At 64.3% G+C, this 19,899-nt stretch carries 12 protein-coding genes; 4 read left to right on the top strand and 8 right to left on the bottom strand.

Annotation, left to right across the window (positions count from 1 at the left end; translation table 11 throughout):
- Positions 1-445: 445 nt before the first annotated feature.
- Complete coding sequence (gltB, locus tag LB566_RS07960) at positions 446-5,170, top strand: glutamate synthase large subunit (RefSeq protein WP_224623967.1); 4,725 nt, start codon at positions 446-448, stop codon at positions 5,168-5,170.
- A gap of 142 nt (positions 5,171-5,312) precedes the next feature.
- Complete coding sequence (locus LB566_RS07955) at positions 5,313-6,767, top strand: glutamate synthase subunit beta (RefSeq protein ID WP_224623966.1); 1,455 nt, start codon at positions 5,313-5,315, stop codon at positions 6,765-6,767.
- A 155-nt stretch (positions 6,768-6,922) separates the two neighbouring features.
- On the opposite strand, the gene LB566_RS07950 is transcribed toward LB566_RS07955, so the two are convergent.
- Together LB566_RS07950 and LB566_RS07945 are read right to left on the bottom strand one after the other, a co-directional pair.
- The gene (locus tag LB566_RS07950) at positions 6,923-8,152 is read right to left on the bottom strand and encodes a DUF459 domain-containing protein (RefSeq protein WP_224623965.1); all 1,230 of its coding nucleotides are present in this window, start codon (positions 8,150-8,152) and stop codon (positions 6,923-6,925) included.
- Between the two features lie 27 nt (positions 8,153-8,179).
- Positions 8,180-9,403: a lytic murein transglycosylase gene (locus LB566_RS07945; RefSeq protein WP_224623964.1), complete on the bottom strand. Its 1,224-nt coding sequence runs from the start codon at positions 9,401-9,403 to the stop codon at positions 8,180-8,182.
- A 200-nt stretch (positions 9,404-9,603) separates the two neighbouring features.
- Here LB566_RS07945 and galU point away from each other — a divergent pair, with 200 nt between their 5' ends.
- Entirely contained in the window at positions 9,604-10,518 is a 915-nt protein-coding gene (gene galU, locus LB566_RS07940) for a UTP--glucose-1-phosphate uridylyltransferase GalU (protein ID WP_224624127.1), read from the top strand.
- Positions 10,519-10,572: 54 nt separating this feature from the next.
- Here galU and LB566_RS07935 read toward each other — a convergent pair whose 3' ends face one another.
- The gene (locus tag LB566_RS07935; RefSeq protein WP_224624126.1) at positions 10,573-12,363 is read right to left on the bottom strand and encodes an outer membrane beta-barrel protein; all 1,791 of its coding nucleotides are present in this window, start codon (positions 12,361-12,363) and stop codon (positions 10,573-10,575) included.
- Positions 12,364-12,590: 227 nt separating this feature from the next.
- Here LB566_RS07935 and LB566_RS07930 point away from each other — a divergent pair, with 227 nt between their 5' ends.
- Positions 12,591-13,592, top strand: a complete 1,002-nt coding sequence (locus LB566_RS07930) for an SIS domain-containing protein (protein WP_224623963.1) — start codon at positions 12,591-12,593, stop codon at positions 13,590-13,592.
- Between the two features lie 114 nt (positions 13,593-13,706).
- Here the strand turns inward: LB566_RS07930 and LB566_RS07925 are convergent, their stop codons facing one another.
- The 5 genes from LB566_RS07925 to LB566_RS07905 form a co-directional block, all read right to left on the bottom strand.
- The gene (locus LB566_RS07925) at positions 13,707-14,171 is read right to left on the bottom strand and encodes an NfeD family protein (RefSeq protein WP_224623962.1); all 465 of its coding nucleotides are present in this window, start codon (positions 14,169-14,171) and stop codon (positions 13,707-13,709) included.
- Between the two features lie 24 nt (positions 14,172-14,195).
- The gene (locus tag LB566_RS07920; protein WP_140641653.1) at positions 14,196-15,146 is read right to left on the bottom strand and encodes an SPFH domain-containing protein; all 951 of its coding nucleotides are present in this window, start codon (positions 15,144-15,146) and stop codon (positions 14,196-14,198) included.
- An 89-nt stretch (positions 15,147-15,235) separates the two neighbouring features.
- The gene (locus LB566_RS07915) at positions 15,236-16,477 is read right to left on the bottom strand and encodes an NAD(P)/FAD-dependent oxidoreductase (RefSeq protein WP_224623961.1); all 1,242 of its coding nucleotides are present in this window, start codon (positions 16,475-16,477) and stop codon (positions 15,236-15,238) included.
- Between the two features lie 55 nt (positions 16,478-16,532).
- Positions 16,533-17,597 (bottom strand): ferrochelatase, encoded by a 1,065-nt coding sequence (hemH, locus tag LB566_RS07910; protein ID WP_224623960.1) that lies wholly within the window; start codon positions 17,595-17,597, stop codon positions 16,533-16,535.
- A gap of 135 nt (positions 17,598-17,732) precedes the next feature.
- On the bottom strand, positions 17,733-19,760 hold the full coding sequence (locus LB566_RS07905; protein WP_224623959.1) for a bifunctional metallophosphatase/5'-nucleotidase: 2,028 nt from the start codon (positions 19,758-19,760) through the stop codon (positions 17,733-17,735).
- Positions 19,761-19,899: the final 139 nt, after the last annotated feature.

Below are 19,899 nucleotides of genomic sequence, written 5' to 3'. Positions count from 1 at the left end.
GCAACCTTGACCGGTTTCATGGCTGGCTCGCAAGGGCCAGACGCCAGAAAACGGGTAAAGCCAGCGAGCTGCCGAAAACCGGGAGGGACCGAAGCTTGCGTTTGGCGGACATCTCACGAAACTTTGTGTCGCGGAACGCCGAAGTTTTTTGTGAATCGGTCTTGTATGCGCCCGGCTTTTCTGCCATAAAAATTTAGGACAGTAGTGCTGTCTTATTTTGTCGCGCAAAACAGGCTGGATTGGCGTATTCTAAGCCTCTCCGGCTTTTCCCGCGAGCGACAGGTGGACGGCCGTGCTCTGGCCTGTACGATACCGGATGCGAACCGCGCGGTGAGCCGCATGGTTCGGCAAGGATTTCGCAAGACGTGCCGTAAGGATGAAGGGAAGCAATGCGCTTCCCGAGGCAAACCAGCGCCCGCAAGGAAGCGGAATGGAGGACAGGACGATGACGGAATTGACGCACGCTGCGACGAACGGCAAGGCCGCGCAGACGAAAGCGGCAGCCGTCAAAACCCTGGCCAATAACCGCCGCACCGGTTTGACCGCCCAAGGCCTTTATGATCCGCGCAACGAGCACGATGCCTGCGGTGTGGGCTTCATCGTCAACATGAAGGGCGCGAAGTCGCACACGATCGTCGAGGACGGGCTTTCCATGCTCGAAAACCTGACGCATCGCGGCGCCGTCGGCGCCGATCCGCTGATGGGCGACGGCGCGGGCGTGCTGGTGCAGATACCCGACGGCTTCTTCCGCGAGGAGATGGCCGCGCAGGGCATCGAGCTGCCGCCGGCGGGGCAGTATGGCGTCGGCCATTGGTTCATGCCGCAGGATGCTGCGCTGCGCGCCCATGTCGAGGACATCATTGCCGAATCGGCGCAGTCCGAGGGGCTGCCGCTGCTCGGCTTCCGTGACGTGCCGGTCGACAATTCGTCGCTCTCCAAGGCCCCGGATATCGTGGCATCCGAGCCGTTCCACCGGCAGGTCTTCATCGGCCGCACGGCTGACATCCCCGACGACGAGGAGTACGAGGCCAGGCTCTATCTGCTGCGCAAGGTCATATCGGGCCGCATCTACGCCGAGAACGACAACAAGGACATCGGCGCCTACTGCGTGTCGCTGTCGGCGCGCACCATCGTCTACAAGGGCATGTTCCTGGCCTATCAGGTCGGAGCCTATTACAAGGATCTCAACGATCCGCGCTTCGAAACGGCGCTGATCCTTGTCCACCAGCGCTTCTCCACCAACACCTTCCCGTCGTGGAAGCTGGCGCATCCCTATCGCATGGTCGCGCACAATGGCGAGATCAACACCGTGCGCGGCAACAACAACTGGATGGCGGCGCGCCAGGCGTCGGTCGATTCGGAGCTGTTCGGCAACAACATCTCCAAGCTCTGGCCGATCTCCTATGAGGGTCAGTCCGACACCGCATGTTTCGACAATGCGCTCGAGTTCCTGTTCCAGGGCGGGTACAGCCTCAGCCACGCCATGATGATGCTGATCCCGGAGGCCTGGGCCGGCAACAAGCTTATGGACGCCGACCGCAAGGCTTTCTACGAATACCATGCGGCGCTGATGGAGCCGTGGGACGGGCCGGCCGCTGTCGCCTTCACCGACGGACGCCAGATCGGCGCCACGCTCGACCGCAACGGCTTGCGCCCGGCGCGCTACATCGTCACCGACGACGACCGGGTCATCATGGCCTCCGAGGCCGGCGCGCTGCCGGTGCCGGAGGAAAGGATCGTCCAGAAGTGGCGGCTGCAGCCCGGCCGCATGCTTTTGATCGATCTTGCCAAGGGCCGCATCGTTTCCGACGAGGAGATCAAGTCGGAGATCGCCACCAGGCACCCCTACAAGACCTGGCTCGCCAACACGCAGCTCATCCTGGAGGACCTGAAGCCGGTCGAGCCGCGCGCGCTGCGCAAGGATGTCAGCCTGCTCGACCGCCAGCAGGCGTTCGGCTACACCCAGGAAGACACCAAGCTCTTGATGTCGCCGATGGCCACCACAGGCCAGGAAGCCGTCGGTTCGATGGGCACCGACACGCCGATCTCGGCGATGTCGGACAGATCGAAGCTGCTCTACACCTATTTCAAGCAGAACTTCGCCCAGGTCACCAACCCGCCGATCGACCCGATCCGCGAGGAGCTGGTGATGAGCCTGGTGTCCTTCATCGGGCCGCGGCCCAACATATTCGACCTGGTCGGCAGTTCGCGCCGCAAGCGGCTGGAAGTGCGCCAGCCGATCCTGACCAATGGCGATCTCGAAAAGATCCGCTCCATCGGCCACACCGAGGATCGGTTCGACACCAAGACGATCGACATCACCTATGCCTCGATCGAGGGCGCGGCCGGCATGCAGGGCGCCATCGATCGCCTCTGCGAGCGGGCGGAAGCGGCGGTCGCCGGCGGCTACAACATCATCATCCTGTCCGACCGCCAGCTCGGGCCGGACCGCATCGCCATTCCAGCACTTCTGGCCACGGCGGCGGTGCATCATCATCTGATCCGCAAGGGGCTGCGCACTTCGGTCGGGCTCGTCGTGGAATCCGGCGAGCCGCGCGAGGTGCATCATTTCTGCTGCCTCGCCGGTTACGGCGCCGAAGCGATCAATCCCTATCTCGCCTTCGACACGCTGCTCGACATGCACAAGCGCGGCGAACTGCCTGAAGAGGTCGACGCCTACGAAGTCGTGTCGCGCTACATCAAGTCGATCGGCAAGGGCATCCTCAAGGTGATGTCGAAGATGGGCATCTCGACCTACCAGTCCTATTGCGGCGCGCAGATCTTCGACGCCATCGGGCTGAAGTCGGATTTCGTGGAGAAGTATTTCACCGGCACCGCCACGCTCATCGAAGGCGTCGGGCTGGACGAGATCGCCGAGGAGACGTTCAGGCGCCACACGGATGGTTTCGGCAACGATCCGGTGCTGCGCAACAGCCTGGATGTCGGCGGCGAATATCTGTTCCGCATGCGCGGCGAGGCGCATATGTGGTCGCCCGACGCCGTCGCCACCTTGCAGCATGCCGTGCGCCAGGGTTCCTGGGACACCTTCAAGGAGTATTCGGCGCAGATCGACAGCGAGACAGCGCGCGCGCAGACCATTCGCGGCCTGTTCAAGATCAAGCTGGCGGAAGACACCGGCCGCAAGAAGGTTGCGCTCGACGACGTCATGCCCGCGGCCGAGATCGTCAAGCGTTTCTCGACCGGCGCGATGTCGTTCGGCTCGATCTCCAGGGAAGCGCACACGACGCTGGCGCGCGCCATGAACGCCATCGGCGGCAAGTCGAACACCGGCGAGGGCGGCGAAGAGGCGGACCGCTATCTGCCGCTGCCCGGCGGCGGCAAGAATCCCGAACGTTCGGCGATCAAGCAGATCGCTTCCGGGCGGTTCGGCGTGACGGCCGAATATCTCGTCAACTCCGACGTCATGCAGATCAAGGTGGCGCAAGGCGCCAAGCCCGGCGAGGGCGGCCAGTTGCCCGGCCATAAGGTCGACGCCACCATCGCCAAGGTCCGGCACTCGACGCCCGGCGTCGGCCTGATCTCGCCGCCGCCGCATCACGACATCTATTCGATCGAGGATCTGGCGCAGCTGATCTACGATCTGAAGAACGTGAACCCGGCGGCCGACATTTCGGTCAAGCTGGTGTCGGAAGTCGGCGTCGGCACGGTCGCGGCCGGCGTCGCCAAGGCGCGCGCCGACCACATCACCATCTCGGGCTACGATGGCGGCACGGGTGCCTCGCCGCTGACATCGCTCAAGCATGCCGGCAGCCCATGGGAGATGGGCCTTGCCGAGACGCACCAGACGCTGGTGCTGAACGGTCTCAGGTCGCGCGTGGCGCTGCAGGTCGATGGCGGCTTGCGCACGGGCCGCGACGTCATCATCGGCGCGCTGCTCGGCGCCGACGAGTTCGGCTTCTCGACCGCGCCGCTGATCGCGGCCGGCTGCATCATGATGCGCAAGTGCCATCTCAACACCTGCCCGGTCGGCGTGGCGACGCAGGATCCGGTGCTGCGCAAGCGCTTCAAGGGCACGCCCGAGCACGTCATCAACTTCTTCTTCTATGTCGCTGAAGAGGTGCGCGGGCTGCTTGCCGAAATGGGCTTCACCCATATCGACCAGATCATCGGCGACGCCGATCTGCTGGAAAAGCGCGACGTGATCCAGCATTGGAAGGCGCGCGGGCTCGACTTCTCGAAGATGTTCTACAAGCCCGATGCGCCCCATGAGGCGGTGCACTGGACCGAGCGGCAGAAGCACCCGATCGACGACGTGCTCGACCGCAAGCTGATCGAGCTGGCCAAGCCGGCGCTGGAGGCCAAGCAACCGGTCAAGATCGAGGTTGACATCCGCAATGTCGACCGCTCGGCGGGCGCCATGCTGTCGGGCGAGGTGGCCAAGCGCTTCAAGCACAAGGGCCTGCGCGAGGATACGATCCAGGTGAAGCTGACCGGCACCGCCGGCCAGTCCTTCGGCGCCTTCCTGGCGCGCGGCATCTCCTTCGAGCTGGTCGGCGCCGGCAACGACTATGTCGGCAAGGGCCTGTCGGGCGGCCGCATCGTCATCCGGCCGCCGGATGAAGCCAAGATCGTCGCGGCCGAGTCCATCATCGTCGGCAACACGGTTCTCTATGGCGCTACCGAAGGCGAGGCCTATTTCGCCGGTGTCGCCGGCGAGCGCTTCGCGGTACGCAACTCGGGCGTCGTCACCGTCGTCGAGGGCGTCGGCGACCATGGCTGCGAATACATGACCGGCGGCATCGTCGTCGTCATCGGCAAGACCGGCCGCAACTTCGCCGCCGGCATGTCGGGCGGCGTCGCCTATGTGCTGGACGAAGCGGGCGATTTCGCCGAGCGCTGCAACATGGCCATGGTCGAGCTGGAGCCGGTGCCGGAAGAGGACGACCTGATGGAAAAGCTGCTGCACCATGGCGGCGACCTCGATCACAAGGGCCGCGTCGACGTCTCGGGTGACATGACCAGCCATGACGAGGAGCGGCTCTACCAGCTGATCTCGAACCACGTGCACTATACGGGCTCGGTGCGCGGCCGCGAGATCCTCGACAATTGGGCGGCTTTCCGGCCGAAATTCCGTAAGATCATGCCGGTCGAATACCGCCGCGCGCTGATCGAGATGGAACGCATGCGCATGAGCGTGGCGGCCGAATAGATCTTCGCAAAGGCCGGGAAGCCCAGGCTTCCCGGCTCCATGTCACTGACAATTTGACCTCTCGCGGAAGGTTGCCACGGCTGCCTGAAGAGGTTAACGGGTGCGGCGAAAACCGCACCATCTGGACAGCAGGAACTGGACTATGGGCAAGGTAACAGGCTTTCTCGAGATCGACCGGCAGGTGCACAAGTATCAGCCGGCCTCCGACCGCATCCGGCATTTCCGCGAGTTTACGCTGCCGATGTCGGACAAGGAGGTCGAGAAACAGGCCGCGCGCTGCATGGATTGCGGCATCCCGTTCTGTCACGGGCCGACCGGCTGCCCGATCCACAACCAGATCCCGGACTGGAACGACCTCGTCTATAACAGGGACTGGGACAATGCGATCCGCAACCTGCATTCGACCAACAATTTCCCCGAATTCACCGGCCGCATCTGCCCCGCGCCTTGCGAGGAAGCCTGCACGCTGAACCTCGAGGACATTCCGGTGGCCATCAAGACGGTCGAGCAGGCGATCGCCGACAAGGCCTACGAGACCGGCCATATCAGGCCCTATCCGCCGGAGAGGAAGACGGGCAAGCGCGTCGCCGTCATCGGCTCCGGCCCGGCCGGCATGGCCGCCGCCCAGCAGCTCGGCCGCGCCGGCCATGATGTCCATGTCTACGAGCGCGAGAGCCGGCCGGGCGGGCTGATGCGCTACGGCATTCCCGACTTCAAGATCGAGAAGCACTATATCGATCGCCGCATCGAGCAGATGCAGGGCGAAGGCGTGACCTTCCATTGCGGCGTCAATGTCGGCGTCGACAAGCCCGTGGCCGAACTGCTCGCCGAACATGACGCGGTGCTCTACTGCGGCGGATCCGAGACCCCGCGCGCGGCCAACATCCCCGGCGACGATCTCGGCGGCGTCTACGACGCGATGCCCTATCTGGTGCAGCAGAACCGGCGTGTCGGCGGCGAGCCGATCCAGTCGGTGGCGTGGCCGTCGCATCCGATCATCGCCAGCGGCCAGCATGTCGTCGTCGTCGGCGGTGGCGATACCGCTTCCGACTGCGTCGGCACCGCCTTCCGCCAGGGCGCCGTGCGAGTCACCCAGCTCGACATCCGGCCGCAGCCGCCGGAGAAGGAAGACAAGCTCGCGGTCTGGCCCTACTGGGCGACCAAGATGCGCACCTCCTCCTCGCAGGCCGAGGGCGCCGAGCGCGAATTCCAGGTGGCGACACTCGAATTCATCGGCGAGGAAGGCCAGCTGACCGGCGTCAAATGCTGCGAGGTCGACGACAAGCGCCAACCGATCGCCGGGACCGAGTTCGTCATCCGCGCCGATCTTGCCTTCATCGCCATCGGCTTTGCCGGGCCGGCGATGGCCGGCGTGGTTTCGGAACTCGAAGGGGAGATGAAGATCGTCACCGACAGCCGGCGCTCCCGCAATGTCGAGGCCAATGACCGCGACTACCGGACCAGCGTCGACAGGCTCTATGCCGCGGGTGACGTGCGCCGCGGCCAGTCGCTGGTGGTGTGGGCGATACGCGAAGGCCGCCAGGCGGCGCGTTCGATCGACGAGGCACTGATGGGTTCGAGTGTCCTGCCCCGCTGAGTCCGTTTGGAAACTCTACTCCTGCGGCCATAAGGCGTTTTCTGCGCTTCCGGTGCTCCCGTACCCAAAAAGTACGCTTCGCTCCGGTTCTCGAAAACGCCACCCTATGGCTCGCAGCAGCGAGTTCCGAAAACGGTTTCGGACCCTCCGCGCTGCTAAGGAGTGATCGCCGTCGTCGTGCCAGTCGAGACGGCGGCGGCCGCTGGATTTGTCTTGGGCGGCCAGGAGAAATCGTCGGCGCGGCCGGGCGAAGCCACCGGCGCCTTGCCCTCGACCACCAGCCTTTCGCCGGGCAGGCCCGGATTGGCCTTTACGGGCGGTCCGGCGCCAAGCAGTTCCGTGCCGCCGTCGAGCGCCGGATCGCTGAGCAGCATCGGCGCGGTGCGGTCAATGACGATGGGAGCGGTGGCTGGCGCCGGCGCCTCGACCGGCGCGCCGGCAGGAGCAGCGGTCGGGGCGACGCTTCCCGGCGCGGCCAGGCCCAGCACCTTCATCAATGGCTTTTCGGTATAGAAGGCGAGCTTGCGCTTGCCGGCCTTCGACATGTTGATGCCGTCATCGGAGCGCAGCCGCACGGGCTGGCCGTTAATGTCGGGGCCACTGGTGACGAAGGCGCCGTTCTCGTCAACGAACCCATCCCAGATATCGACGAATTCGCCGCCATGGCTTTCGGCCGCCTGGCGATAGATGTCGTTGAAGGCGAGCATGTCGGATGTCATCTTCGAAACCCTGAACGCCGGCATGCCGACCCACAGGAAAGGCACCTTGGCCGAGGCGATGGCCTTGCCGAACGCTTCGGTGCGACGTTCGTATTCCTTGGTCCAGGTCTCGGAACGGGGCGGCTCGCGCACATCCCCCATCTTCATCGGCTGGCGGTCGTTGGAACCCAGCATCACGACCACGGCGGCGGGCTTTTCGGTCTCTATCAGCGATTTGATCTGTTCGGGCCAATTGTAGAAATCGTCGCGCACGAAGCCCGACGAGCCATTGGAGCGAGCGACGATCCTGACGCCGGTATTCTCGGCAAAGGCGGTGTCGAGACCCTCGGCGAGCCCGGCCGCCATGAAATCGCCGACCACCAGGACAACACGGGCGTCCGGCGCCTTCTCGGCGATAGGGGTTTCCGGTTCCGCGGGCGGACGCGGGGCGCGCGGCTTTTTTACCTTGGGCCTGGGCCTCGGCTTCTCGATGTCCAGAGGCGGCTCGATCCGCTCGCTGCGGCGCGGGAACAGAAGGTCACGCAATGACCAGCCGCGGCTTTGCTGCTCCTGCGCCATGGCGGGCGCATGGAAGGCGCCTGCCATGGCGACGGCGAGCACGGCAACGGCCAGGAACAGCACCAGCATGCGGGGAACCAACGTCCCGATGCGCGCAGCCCAAGCCAATCGCTCCTCCTCAGTTCATGACAGGCCCTATTTTTGCCTGAGCCATTTGAGCACTTCCATGCTCGGATAGCCGTCCTGGGTCAAGCCGACCTTTGCCTGATAGGCCATGATGGCCGACTTCGAGCCGTCGCCGATCTTGCCGTCGAATTTGCCGTCATAAAGGCCGTGCTGGGAAAGCCGCTTCTGCAATTCCTGCCTTTCCTCGAACGTCAGCTTGGTGAAAGGCCGTTTCCAGTCCTGTACGAGGCCGTTGGAGCCGGCGATCTCGTCGGCAAGAAGGCCGACGGCAAGCGCGTATTTGTCGGCATTGTTGTAGGCCTTGATGACCGAGAAATTCCTGATCATCAGAAAAGCGGGGCCGCCGCGGCCATCCGGCACTTTCAACGTCGCCTTGTCGCTGAGATTCCTGAACGGCTTGCCGTTGGCCCTGACCACGCCGAGCGCCTTCCATTGCGCCAGCGTCCTGGAGCCTGCGGGCAGCTTGCCGGCCGGCAAGGCGACCTCGTAGCCCCAGGTCCTGCCGGCCTGCCAGCCATTCTTCTTGAGCAGATTGGCTGATGTCGCCAGGGCATCGGGAATGGAATTCCAGATGTCGCGCTTGCCGTTGCCGTCCATGTCCACGGCATAGTGCTGGTAGCTGGTCGGGATGAACTGGGTCTGGCCCATGGCGCCCGCCCAGGATCCCGTGAGGTGGCTCTCGTCGATATCGCCGGTCTGGAGGATCTTCAGTGCGGCGACCAGCTGGGTGCGGGCATATTTCGACCGCTTCCGATCGCCATAGGCCAGGGTCGCCAGCGAGCGGACGACATTGCGCATGATGTCGTCGCGCTTGAGGATCTCGCCATAGTTGGATTCCATCGACCAGATGGCGAGCAGGATGTTGCGGTCGACGCCGAACCTCGCCTCGATCCTGTCCAGCCAAGGCTTCCATTTGCGCGCCATCGCCTGACCGTTGGCCACCGACTGGTCATGCACGCGGTTGTCGAAATAATCCCAGGCCGGCGCGGTGAATTCCGGCTGGGTGCGAGCCTTCTCCAGCACCACCGGGTCGGGTTCGTCGATGCCCCTGAAGGCCCGGTCATAGACGGCGCCGGACACGCCTCCCTGCACCGCGGTGGCGCGGAAGCCGGCGACCCATTGCCGGAAGCCGGCATCGGCGAAGGCCGGCCCGGCAGGCATCAGCATGGCGAGCGAGAGGCTGGCGGCCGTCATGACGCTGGTGAAACGCTTTGCGGCATTGCGAACGGACATCTTTTCCTCCTTCTCCGTCTTGGGAAAGACCATTCATCGCCGAACCAGGTTAGGAATTGGTTTACCATAGGTGGCGTCCGGAACGAAAAGACGTCTTTGATGCTTTACGAGTGGACGTTCTCCCCAATCGCGCAGTAATCCTCAATTCCGGCGTGAAAATGTCGCGGCGCGGGATTGCGGAGCCGGCCTGCAAACGGATAATTGAAGGCATGAAGAGAGTTCGCAAGGCAGTTTTCCCCGTCGCAGGTCTCGGCACGCGGTTTCTCCCGGCCACCAAGGCCGTCCCCAAGGAAATGCTTACCGTCGTCGACCGGCCCGTCATCCAATATGTGGTGGACGAGGCTCGCGAGGCGGGCATCGAGCATTTCATCTTCGTCACCGGCCGCAACAAGGCGGTCATCGAGGATCATTTCGATATCCAGTTCGAGCTCTATGACACGCTCGCCCAGCGCGGCAAGGACGACCAGCTCGCAAGGTTGCAACGGCTGCAGCCCGCGCCGGGACAGACCAGCTTCACCCGCCAGCAGGTGCCGCTCGGACTTGGCCATGCCGTCTGGTGCGCGCGCGAACTGGTCGGCGACGAGCCGTTCGCACTGTTGTTGCCCGACATGATCATGCAGTCGGAAAAGAGCTGCATGAAGGACATGGTCGACCTTTATGCCGAGACCGGCAACAACATCATCGCGGTTCAGGAATGCGATCCCGCCGAGACCCATAAATACGGCATCGTCGGCCGGGGCGAAGCCACCCATCATGGCTTCCGCATCACCGAGATGGTGGAAAAGCCGAAGACCGGCACCGCGCCCTCCAATCTCTACATCAATGGCCGCTACATATTGCAGCCCGAGATCTTCAAAATCCTCGAAGGCCAGGAGAAGGGCGCCGGAAACGAGATCCAGCTCACGGACGCAATGCTGAAGCTGGAGAAGCAGCAGCCCTTCTACGGCTACCACTTTCAGGGCCGCACCTTCGATTGCGGATCGCCGGAAGGGTTCGTCGAGGCCAATGTGGCCTTCGCGCTCTGGCGCAACGACATGAACCAGAGCATGGCCGGCGTCATCCGCAGGCTTCTCGAGGAGATGGCGCCTTCGGAGCGCCTCGGGGCGGCGCTTTAAGGGGCTGACGCGCCGACGTCTGGATGCACGTCGCCTTGGCCCGATGGCCCGGCTTTACCGCTGCACCTTCAAGCCGAGATAGATGCTGTTGGCGGTGTAGTCGCGGCCAGGCAGGTTGCTGGTGAGCTTCTCGGTCCTGGCACGGGTGGTGAGGCCGGCGTAGCGGTTCAGCCACCATGTCAGCCCGGCTTCGGCGCTCAGCACCCTGTCATGGCCGTCTATGCCGATGTAATCGCGCCAGTCCAGGCCCAGCGCGGCATTGCCGGTCAGGTTGGCGCGGATCTGGCGTTCGGCCGTCAGGCGGCCGGAATAGAGGATGTCGCCGCTTTCACCCGCGGTGGTCGTGGGCTCGACCGTGGTCCGCCCGGTCAGGCCGATCGTGGTGCCGCGTTCGGGCGACCATTTCAGGTCGGCATCCACGGTGGCACCCGCGATCGCCCCCAGGCGGTCGTCGTCGATCGCTTCCCGGAGCCAGCCGGCCGAGAACTCGCCGGCGAGCTTCTCGCCCATGTCGAGCTCGAGGCCGGCGCGGGCACCGAGCCGCGTCGATGAACGCTCGAAGCCTTCATTGTCGAAGCGTTGGTCATAGGCCCTGCGCCCGAGCTCGATTTCGGTGAAAGGCGTAAGGGCAGGGGAGATTTCGTAGCCGGTGCGCAAGGTCGCCGTATAAAGCGTGGAGTTGCGATCCTTCTGCGACAGCGAAGTGTCGTCAGAAAGCTTGGCGTCGCCATAGAAGTCATGCGAGACGGCGCCGGTCAAAGTGTATTGCGCCTTGCCGACGTCCTTTTCGATGCCGAGGCTGCCGTCGATGGTCTGGCGCAATGGCTGCCTGCTGACGCCTGCAATGGCGTCGGGCGACGAGGCCGATTCCGGCACGGCCTCGTAACCGAGCTTGGCGACGGCGCGCTGCTCGTTGTCGAGGTCGACATTGAGCTGGCCTTCGATGCGACCTTGCTCATTGTGAACCGGGTAGCCCGAGACGGTTTCGCGGAACAGGCCATAACCGTCAATGGTCGCGGAGTTCTCGCGCCAGTCGGAAGCGGCGGAAAAGCGCAGCGCCGTCTCGGACAGCAGCGCCGCTTTGCCGGCACTGCTGGAATCGCCGTTCGAGGTGGCGGTCAGGCCTTGTTCCAGCGTCGGCCTTATGACGAAAGAGCCCCATTTGATGCCTGGTGCGGCGAACGGATCGTCCTCGGCTTTCGTCTTCTGCCCTTCGATGGAGGCGGTGCGTTCGGCGCCCGGATCGAGCTTCTGCCGGTCGACGCTGTCGATGGTGACGGCACGGCGGTTGGCAGTCTCCTGGTCGGTGCCGGCGGCGTCGGCATCGTCGGCATCGTCGGCAGTGGCCGTGCTGGCGGTCGTGGTCGCGTCGGTCGTCGCGGTGGTGTTCTTTTTCTTTGTCTTCGACGTGTCGGCGGCCCTGGCCTTGGCCGCATTGGCCTGCCCGGTGGCCGATGGCCGCCGTGGCTTGGGCGGCGGCGGGTTGTCCGCGGTCGCGTCGTCACCTGCCGTCGGCGGATCGAAGATACTGCCGGCGGGCGAGGCGGCATCGCTGTCGTCGAGGACAGCGCCGGCGCTGGCGGGCAGATAGGTGCGCGACGGGGTGTCGTCCTGCCCGGCGGCGTTGGCCGGTTGCTGTTGACCCTGACCGGCCATGGCGGCCAGTCTCGCCTTGCGCTGCTGGTCGGACAAGATCGCCGATTCCGAGACCTCGCCGCGCAGTTCCGTTTCCTGGGCGAAGGACAGCGTCGGGCGCAGCAGCCCGAAGATGCTGGTCGCCAGCAGCAAGGCACAGGCAGCCTTGCTCTTTCGCCTTCTCGTCTTTTCTGACTGGGCCCCGGACATCGCCACCACTGCTTGCGCGGCGCGAGCGCGCGCCATACTTACCGAACCGTAAATGGGGATGGTTAACGGAGGGTTGAGGCGGAGGGCGATTGCTGTTCCAAGCGCTCATTGTTCCAGGCCTCGACATTCGTGACCTTGCGCTACGTTCATCCGGACTGCTGTCCCAGACGGTCGGAGGAGGCATTTCCGTTGGACAGGCGCGGCACAAAGCGCTAATCGCATCGGCCATGGATGCGCGATCCCTCGACAAGAAGCCGTTGGACAGACAGGCCTCGATCGCTTCGGCGCTAAGAACGGTGGCGACCGAACAGGCGGGAGTGGCGGCCCTGGCCGAGGCGCTCGAAAACGGGCTGGCCAAGCCGTTTGCCGAAGCGGTCGACATGATCTCGAGGATCGAAGGCCGGGTCATCGTCACCGGCGTCGGCAAAAGCGGCCATATCGGCTCGAAGATCGCCGCGACCTTGGCCTCGACCGGAACGCCGGCCTTTTTCGTCCACCCCGCTGAAGCCAATCACGGCGATCTCGGCATGATCGCCAGGGACGATGCCATCATCGCCATGTCATGGTCGGGCGAAAGCAAGGAGATGATGGGCATCGTCGCCTATTCCAGGCGCTTCTCCATCCCACTCATTGCAATCACGTCCGGTGAGACATCGGCGCTGGCGCGCGCCGCCGACGTCGTGCTTTTGCTGCCGCGTGCGCCGGAAGCCTGCCCGCACGGGCTGGCGCCGACGACATCGGCACTGCTGCAACTGGTGATGGGCGACGCGCTGGCGATCGCCCTGCTCGAGGCGCGGGGTTTCACGCCCGACCATTTCCGCACCTTCCATCCCGGCGGCCAGCTCGGCGCCAACCTGATGCAGATCCGCGAGATCATGCATGTCGGCCAGAGGTTGCCGTTGGTCGTTTCGGGGACCGGCATGCCGGACGCCATCCTGGAGTTGTCGCGCAAGGGCTTTGGCTGCGTGGCGGTCACCGCCGCCGACGGCGCGCTGATCGGCATCGTCACCGATGGCGACATCAGGCGTCACATAGGCAGCAACCTGACGGCGATGACCGTGGATCAGGTGATGACGAGATCCCCCAAGACCGCGGCGCCGGACACGCTGGTCGCGACCGCGCTGCAGACGATCAACAATTCGGCCATCACCAGCCTGATGGTGGTGGAAGGCAACAAGCCCGTCGGGCTCGTCCATCTGCACGATCTTTTGCGCATCGGCGCCGCGTAGAGCAGTTCACCGTTTCACGGAAACGGCGAACTGCTCTATCTCGTTGTTTTTGCACAATTCCGGACGGAAAACCGTACACACTTTTCCTGGAATTGCTTTAGCGCGGAGCCGGGTTCACACTCGCTCGACGGTCAGTTCGAGATCGGTGTCGGCGGCGCCGGTGACGCGCACCTGGGTGCCGGCCGGCAGGTCAGGGCCAGAGACGCGCCACAACGTGTCGCCGAGCCTGATGCGGCCGCGGCCGTCGCGGATCGGCTCGGCCAGCGTCGCCATCCTGCCGATCATCTGCGCGCCACGACGGTTGAGCAGCGGCTGGTCGGTCGGCTCGTCGCGTCCGCCAAGGAGTTTCTTGCCGACGAAGGCCGAGACCAGCGACAGCGCGAGGAACACGAGCACCTGGACCTGCCAGGTCCAGAACGCCGCGTCCCAGACCAGCAGCGATACCGCGCCGACGATCAGCGCGGCGATGCCGATCCACAGCATGAAGATGCCCGGTGCGATGATTTCCATCACCAGGAGCACGAAGCCCAGAACCATCCAGTTCCACGGGCCGAGTTCGGAAACGATGCGGTCGATCATGGTTTTGATCCACTCACAAAGACATTAGTTGTCGCTCGGCCTGACGACCGGAGGTCGTGAGACCTGCCGTTGCGTGCCGGCCGGCCCGTCGCCCTTGAACACTTCCCTGGCGATCTCGCCGATGCCGCCCAGCGAGCCGATCAGCGACGACGCTTCGAAAGGCATCAGCACGATCTTGCTGTTGGTGGCCGAACCGATCTTGCCCAGCGCTTCGGTGTATTTCTGGGCGACGAAGTAGTTGAGCGCCTGCACATCTCCCTTGGAGATCGCTTCCGACACCACTTGCGTGGCGCGGGCTTCCGCTTCGGCGGAGCGTTCGCGTGCCTCGGCATCGCGGAAGGCGGCTTCCTTGCGGCCTTCGGCCTCGAGGATCTGCGACTGCTTGAGGCCCTCGGCGGCGAGGATCTGCGCGCGTTTGTTGCGTTCGGCCGTCATCTGCCGGCCCATCGATTCGATCAGGTTGGCCGGCGGATTGATATCCTTGATCTCGACACGGGTGATCTTGATGCCCCACGGATGAGCCGCCTCGTCGACGACGCGCAGCAGGCGCTCGTTGATGGCGTCGCGGTTCGACAGCAACTCGTCGAGGTCCATCGAGCCCATCACGGTGCGGATGTTGGTCATGGTCAGGTTGAGGATAGCGTTCTGCAGGCCGGAAACCTGATAGGCCGCCTGCGCCGCATTGAGGATCTGGAAGAAGGCGATGCCGTCGACGCCGACGATGGCGTTGTCGCGGGTGATGATCTCCTGGCTCGGGACGTCGAGCACCTGCTCCATCATGTTCATCTTGGCGCCGATTCGATCGATGAACGGCACGATGAGGTTGAGGCCTGGCGACAGCGTTTTCGTGTAACGGCCAAAGCGTTCGACCGTATAGTTGTAGCCTTGCGGGATTGTCTTTATGCCTTTGAACAGCACCAGCACGACAAGGGCGACCAGAACAATAATCGCGATATCGAAACCACTGAAATCCATTTGGCTCTCCCTCAAAAGGCAAGCCATGGGAGCCATTCTCCCGCAGCCGGCCTCAGCAAACAGTTAAGTGTGTTTCAACAACGTTACAATCAGGTGATGAGGGATTGTTTGTGTCGCTGCTGCCGATGGCTGAAGGCGAACAGGCTTGCATCCGTATCTTCGGATCCGGCGATGGCGGCAAAAACGATTTCGGAAGCGATTTGCGAGAAGGCGATGCCGTTGCCGCCATAGCCCATCACGGCCTGGATGCGCGGATGCCCAGGGATCGCGCCGATATAGGGCAGGCCGGTGGTTGTGGTGCCGAAGGAGCCGGTCCAGGCAAAATCGGGCCTGGTGTCGAGATCCGGGAACAGACGGCCGAGCTTGCTGGCCAGTTTCAGGCTCTTGCCGGCAATCAACGCGTCACGCCGTTCCTCGTCGATGAAATCCTCGTCTTCGCCGCCGCAGATCACCCTGCCGTCGGCTGTCGCCCTTGCATAGAGATAGGGGTCCGACGCTTCCCAGATGAGGGCGGCGCCCGGCCAGATCTTGCGCGGCTGCGGGCGTGTGGCGATGGCCCATGTCGAGACCCGATGGGCCGCCGCCGGCACGATGTCGGTCAACTCGTAGCCGGTCGCGAGCAGCACGTGCCCTGCGGTGATTGTGGGGCCGCCCCTGGTGGCGACGACGACCTCCTTGGCGCTGTCTTCGATCGTGGTCGCCTCGACCGGTGCGTAGAGGCGCGCCCTGCGCTCCAGCGCCTTCAGCAGCAATCCGGCGGTCAGTTTGCGCGGATCGAGGGCGATGTTGCCATGGCTGAGGATGGCGCCGTCGCGCTCGATGCCGAATCGCGCGGCCAGCGGCGCAGGGGCGAGATAGGTCGCGGCGATGCCAGCCTGTCGCCGCGCCTCGGCTTCGTCACGCAGCTGCGATGGGCCGAGCGCGGTGCCGGCCAGATAGAGCGAGGGGGCACGGCTCAGCCGGCAGTTTATGGAGAGCTCGGCTATGCGGCCGGCAAGGTTGGAAACGGCCAGACGCGAGCGCCGCCACGCCTGTTCCGCCGAGGCCTTGCCGATCATCCTGCCGAGTGCCGTCAGCGGCTGGTCGATCTCGAACTGCACCAAGGCGGTGGTTGCCGAAGTCGAGCCTCTCAGCGGACCGCGCCGGTCGACGCAGATCACCGAATGGCCGTCCGCGGTCAGCACTTCGGCCATCATGGCGCCGCTGATGCCCATGCCTATCACCAGCACATCGGCCTTGGCGTCACGGGCCAGAGCGGTTGTCGGGACAGCGGGTGCCCGAAACGCGGACCAGACTGGCCGGCCGCTTCTGAGGTCGAGCTTGCGGGGCATCGATGGTCTCCGGAAGGCGCGCCTCAACGCCCCGGAACGTCCATTGTTCCCGGGTTCAGATCCAGCCGGACAGTTCGCGCCGCACCATCGCCTCGATCACCGCCATGCCTTCGGGACTGTCGTTTAGGCAGGGGATGTGCGCGAATCTCCCGCCGCCGGCATGATGGAAGGTTTCCGCCGCCTCGCGGCCGATCTCGTCCAGCGTTTCGATGCAGTCGACCGAAAAACCCGGGTTGACGATGGCAATCGATTTCACGCCGTCCTTGGCCAGTTTCTCCACCGTCTTGTCGGTGTAGGGCTGCAGCCATTCCTGTGCGCCGAAGCGCGACTGGAATGTGGTGATCAGCTTCTTCTCGTCCCAGCCGAGCCTCTCGCGCAGCAGCCGTGTCGTCTCAAGGCAATGCTCGCGGTAAGGATCGCCTCTGTCGGAATAGGGTTTCGGGATGCCGTGGTAGGAGGTGATGACCACCTCCGGTTCGAAGTCGAGGCTCGCCAGATGCCGTTCGATCGAATGCGCGAGCGCCTCGATGTAAACCGGTTCGGCATAGTAGGGCGGCACGCTGCGGACGGCAGGCGCCGCGCGCATCGTCATCAGCGCCCGGAACAACTGGTCATTGGCTGTCGCCGTGGTGGTGGCCGAATATTGCGGATAGAGCGGAAAGGTCAGGATGCGGTCGCAGCCCTGCGCGACCAGGCTTTCGGCGACGCTCGCGGTCGAGGGATTGCCGTAGCGCATCGCCCAGCCGACGACCACGTCGGGCAGGTCGCGCAATGCCACGGTCAGCTTCGCGGCCTGGGCGCGGGTATAGGTGCGCAGCGGCGATTCGTTGTTCTCGCGATTCCAGATCCTGGCATAGTTGGCGCCCGACTTCTTCGGTCGCGTGGTCAGCACGAGGCCGTAGAGGATCGGATACCAGATCGCCTTGTTGAGTTCGATGACACGCGGATCGGACAGGAATTCGCGCAGATAGCGCCACATCGGCTTGAAGTCGGTGCCATCCGGCGTGCCGAGATTGACCAGCATGACGCCGACCTTGCCCGCCTTGGCCGGCGAATGTCCGGCCGGTCTCGGTCCGTCGGTCCTCGCGGTCTTGGCGTCGACAGGGGTGGAAGGCGGCATTGCGGGTCTCCGGACACGGCGCGAAAGTAGCGATGCCGCGCTGCTTTTCAATGCAGCGTCTGGCCGCACCTTACCCCGAAACAGGATGCCCGCCCTGTTTCGGGCGGGTGTCCCTGCGCGCAAAGGCGAGGACGATTACCTCAGCGGTATGGTCAAGGTTGCGCCGACCGGAAGCCGGCGCGGCTCGTAGCCCTTGTTGGCTTCGGAAATGACTTTCCACCTGCTGCCGTCGCCATAGGCCTTCTTTGCCAGGTCCCAATAGGTATCGCCGGCGACGATGACATGGCTGGTTTCGGCCGGTGCGGCCCCGGCGGGCTTTGCCGGCTCAGCCGGCGAGGGCGCTGCCGGGGCAGGGGCGGCTTCGGCGGGCTTTGTCGGTTCCGCAGGTGCTGGCGTTGCCGGAGCGGCCGGAGCTGCCGGCGCAGGCGCTGCCTCGGTCGACACCGCCGGTGGCGTCTTGGCGATATCGCCGGAATTGGCAGGCAGGTCGGGCATTGCCGGCGCTGCTTCGGCTGGCTTGGCGGGCTCCGCGGCAGGTGCTGCCGCTGTTGTCGCGGCGATCTCGGTGATGCGGCCATCGAGCTTCGGCGTGTAGGGCCGGTGCGCGCCGAGATAGTCGGCGACCACCTGTTCGAGACCGGGGCCGTAATCATAGGCGTTCTTGGCCTTTTCGGCGAAAACCTTGTAGCCGTCGCCGCCCTGGCGGACATAGTTGTTGGTGGCGACCAGATAGTCCTTGTCGGGATTGAGCGGCGTCCAGGCGCCGTTCTCCATCACCTCGACAGACTTGACGCGGCCGGCATTGGGCGCGGCGGATTTGTCGAAGGCGTATTTCAGGCCGGCCACCTGCGGGAAGCGGCCAGCGCCGTCCTCGACCTGGCTGAGGCCGCTTTCAAGCCCGGCAACCAGGTCCTTGCCCGAGATCTGGAAGGTCGCCAGCGTGTTCTGGAAGGGCAGCACGGTCAGCACCTCGCCCATGGTGACGGTACCCTTGTCGATCGAAGCGCGCAGGCCGCCGCCGTTCGAGATGACGATCTCGACGCCCTGTCCCTTGACGTGGTCGAGGACGGCGTCGGAGACGAGATTGCCCATCGCGCATTCGCGGGTGCGACAGCTCTCGCGGCTGCCGTCGATGACATCGGTGGTCTCGGCCACTTCCTTGTTCTTCAGCGCTTCGATCGGCGCGCCGAGCTCCTTGATGCGGGCGAGCACGGCGGGATCGGGCGTGATCGACTTGTCGAGGAGGATCGGGTCGCCACTCGCGGATTTGACGACGCCATTGTCGTCGAACACCACCTTGAACTCGCCGAGATATTTCGAATAGGACGCCGCCTGCACGACCGGTACCTTGTAGCCGTCCGGATTGTCGACCATGGTCGGATAGGGGCCTGCCGCCTTCGGATCGGTGTTGGACAAAAGCGTATGGCTGTGGCCGCCGACGACCACGTCGACGCCCGGGATCTTCGCTATGACATCGCGCTCCCTGTTGTAGCCGATATGGGTCACGGCAATGATCTTGTTGACGCCCTCTGCCTTCAGCTTCTCGACCTCGGCCGTGATCGACTTGACGTCGTCCTCGATGGTGATGTTGGGGCCGGGGGAGGCAAGTTCGGGCGTGTCGTTGGTGACGGCGCCGATGATGCCGATCTTCTGGCCGCCGACCTCGACGACGATCGACGGCTTGACGCGGTCGCCGAGCTTGGACTGCGAGTTGGCTTTCACATTGGCCCCGAGCACGGGGAACTTGATCATGTCGAGGAACGGCGCCAATGCCGTTTCGCCGTCGTCGAATTCATGATTGCCGAGCGCCATGGCATCGAACTTCATGTCGTTGAGGAACTCGCCTTCGGCCTTGCCCTTGTAAGTCGTGTAGAACAGCGAACCCTGGAAATTGTCGCCGGCGCTGAGCAGCAGCACGTTCTGGCCTTCCAGCTTCTTGCGCTCCTGCGCGATCGCCGTGACCAGCCGGCCGGCGCCGCCGACGCATTCGCCCTTTGTCTCCTCGTCGGCCGAGCAGGTGGATTCGTATTTGTTGTTGCTTTCGATACGGCTGTGCCAGTCGTTGATGTGCAGGATATTCAGCGTGTAGTCGGCAAAAGAGGCGCCGGCCGACAGGCCGAGCGTCGACGCGGAAAGGGCGGCAATGGCGGCAAGCTTCTTCATCTTCGTCTCCCGGGTAGGCTGATCAGTGCCGTTTAGCGCTCTTGCTTGACCGGTCTATAACAGCCGGCTTTTTCAGGCATGTTCCCATCGCGTTCCGGAGCATGCAAGGGGAAATCGGGGCAAGCGAAATCCGCTGCCT

This window comes from Mesorhizobium sp. CA13 (assembly GCF_020165235.1).
GTDB lineage: Bacteria > Pseudomonadota > Alphaproteobacteria > Rhizobiales > Rhizobiaceae > Mesorhizobium.
This window is presented reverse-complemented; position numbering and strand designations above follow the sequence as displayed.

Coding starts and splice junctions, on each gene's coding strand:
- gltB (WP_224623967.1), top strand. CDS start 446: ATGACGGAATTGACGCACGCTGCGACGAACGGCAAGGCCGCGCAGACG.
- LB566_RS07955 (WP_224623966.1), top strand. CDS start 5,313: ATGGGCAAGGTAACAGGCTTTCTCGAGATCGACCGGCAGGTGCACAAG.
- LB566_RS07945 (WP_224623964.1), bottom strand. CDS start 9,403: ATGTCCGTTCGCAATGCCGCAAAGCGTTTCACCAGCGTCATGACGGCC.
- LB566_RS07935 (WP_224624126.1), bottom strand. CDS start 12,363: ATGTCCGGGGCCCAGTCAGAAAAGACGAGAAGGCGAAAGAGCAAGGCT.
- LB566_RS07930 (WP_224623963.1), top strand. CDS start 12,591: ATGGATGCGCGATCCCTCGACAAGAAGCCGTTGGACAGACAGGCCTCG.
- LB566_RS07925 (WP_224623962.1), bottom strand. CDS start 14,171: ATGATCGACCGCATCGTTTCCGAACTCGGCCCGTGGAACTGGATGGTT.
- LB566_RS07920 (WP_140641653.1), bottom strand. CDS start 15,146: ATGGATTTCAGTGGTTTCGATATCGCGATTATTGTTCTGGTCGCCCTT.
- LB566_RS07915 (WP_224623961.1), bottom strand. CDS start 16,477: ATGCCCCGCAAGCTCGACCTCAGAAGCGGCCGGCCAGTCTGGTCCGCG.
- hemH (WP_224623960.1), bottom strand. CDS start 17,597: ATGCCGCCTTCCACCCCTGTCGACGCCAAGACCGCGAGGACCGACGGA.
- LB566_RS07905 (WP_224623959.1), bottom strand. CDS start 19,760: ATGAAGAAGCTTGCCGCCATTGCCGCCCTTTCCGCGTCGACGCTCGGC.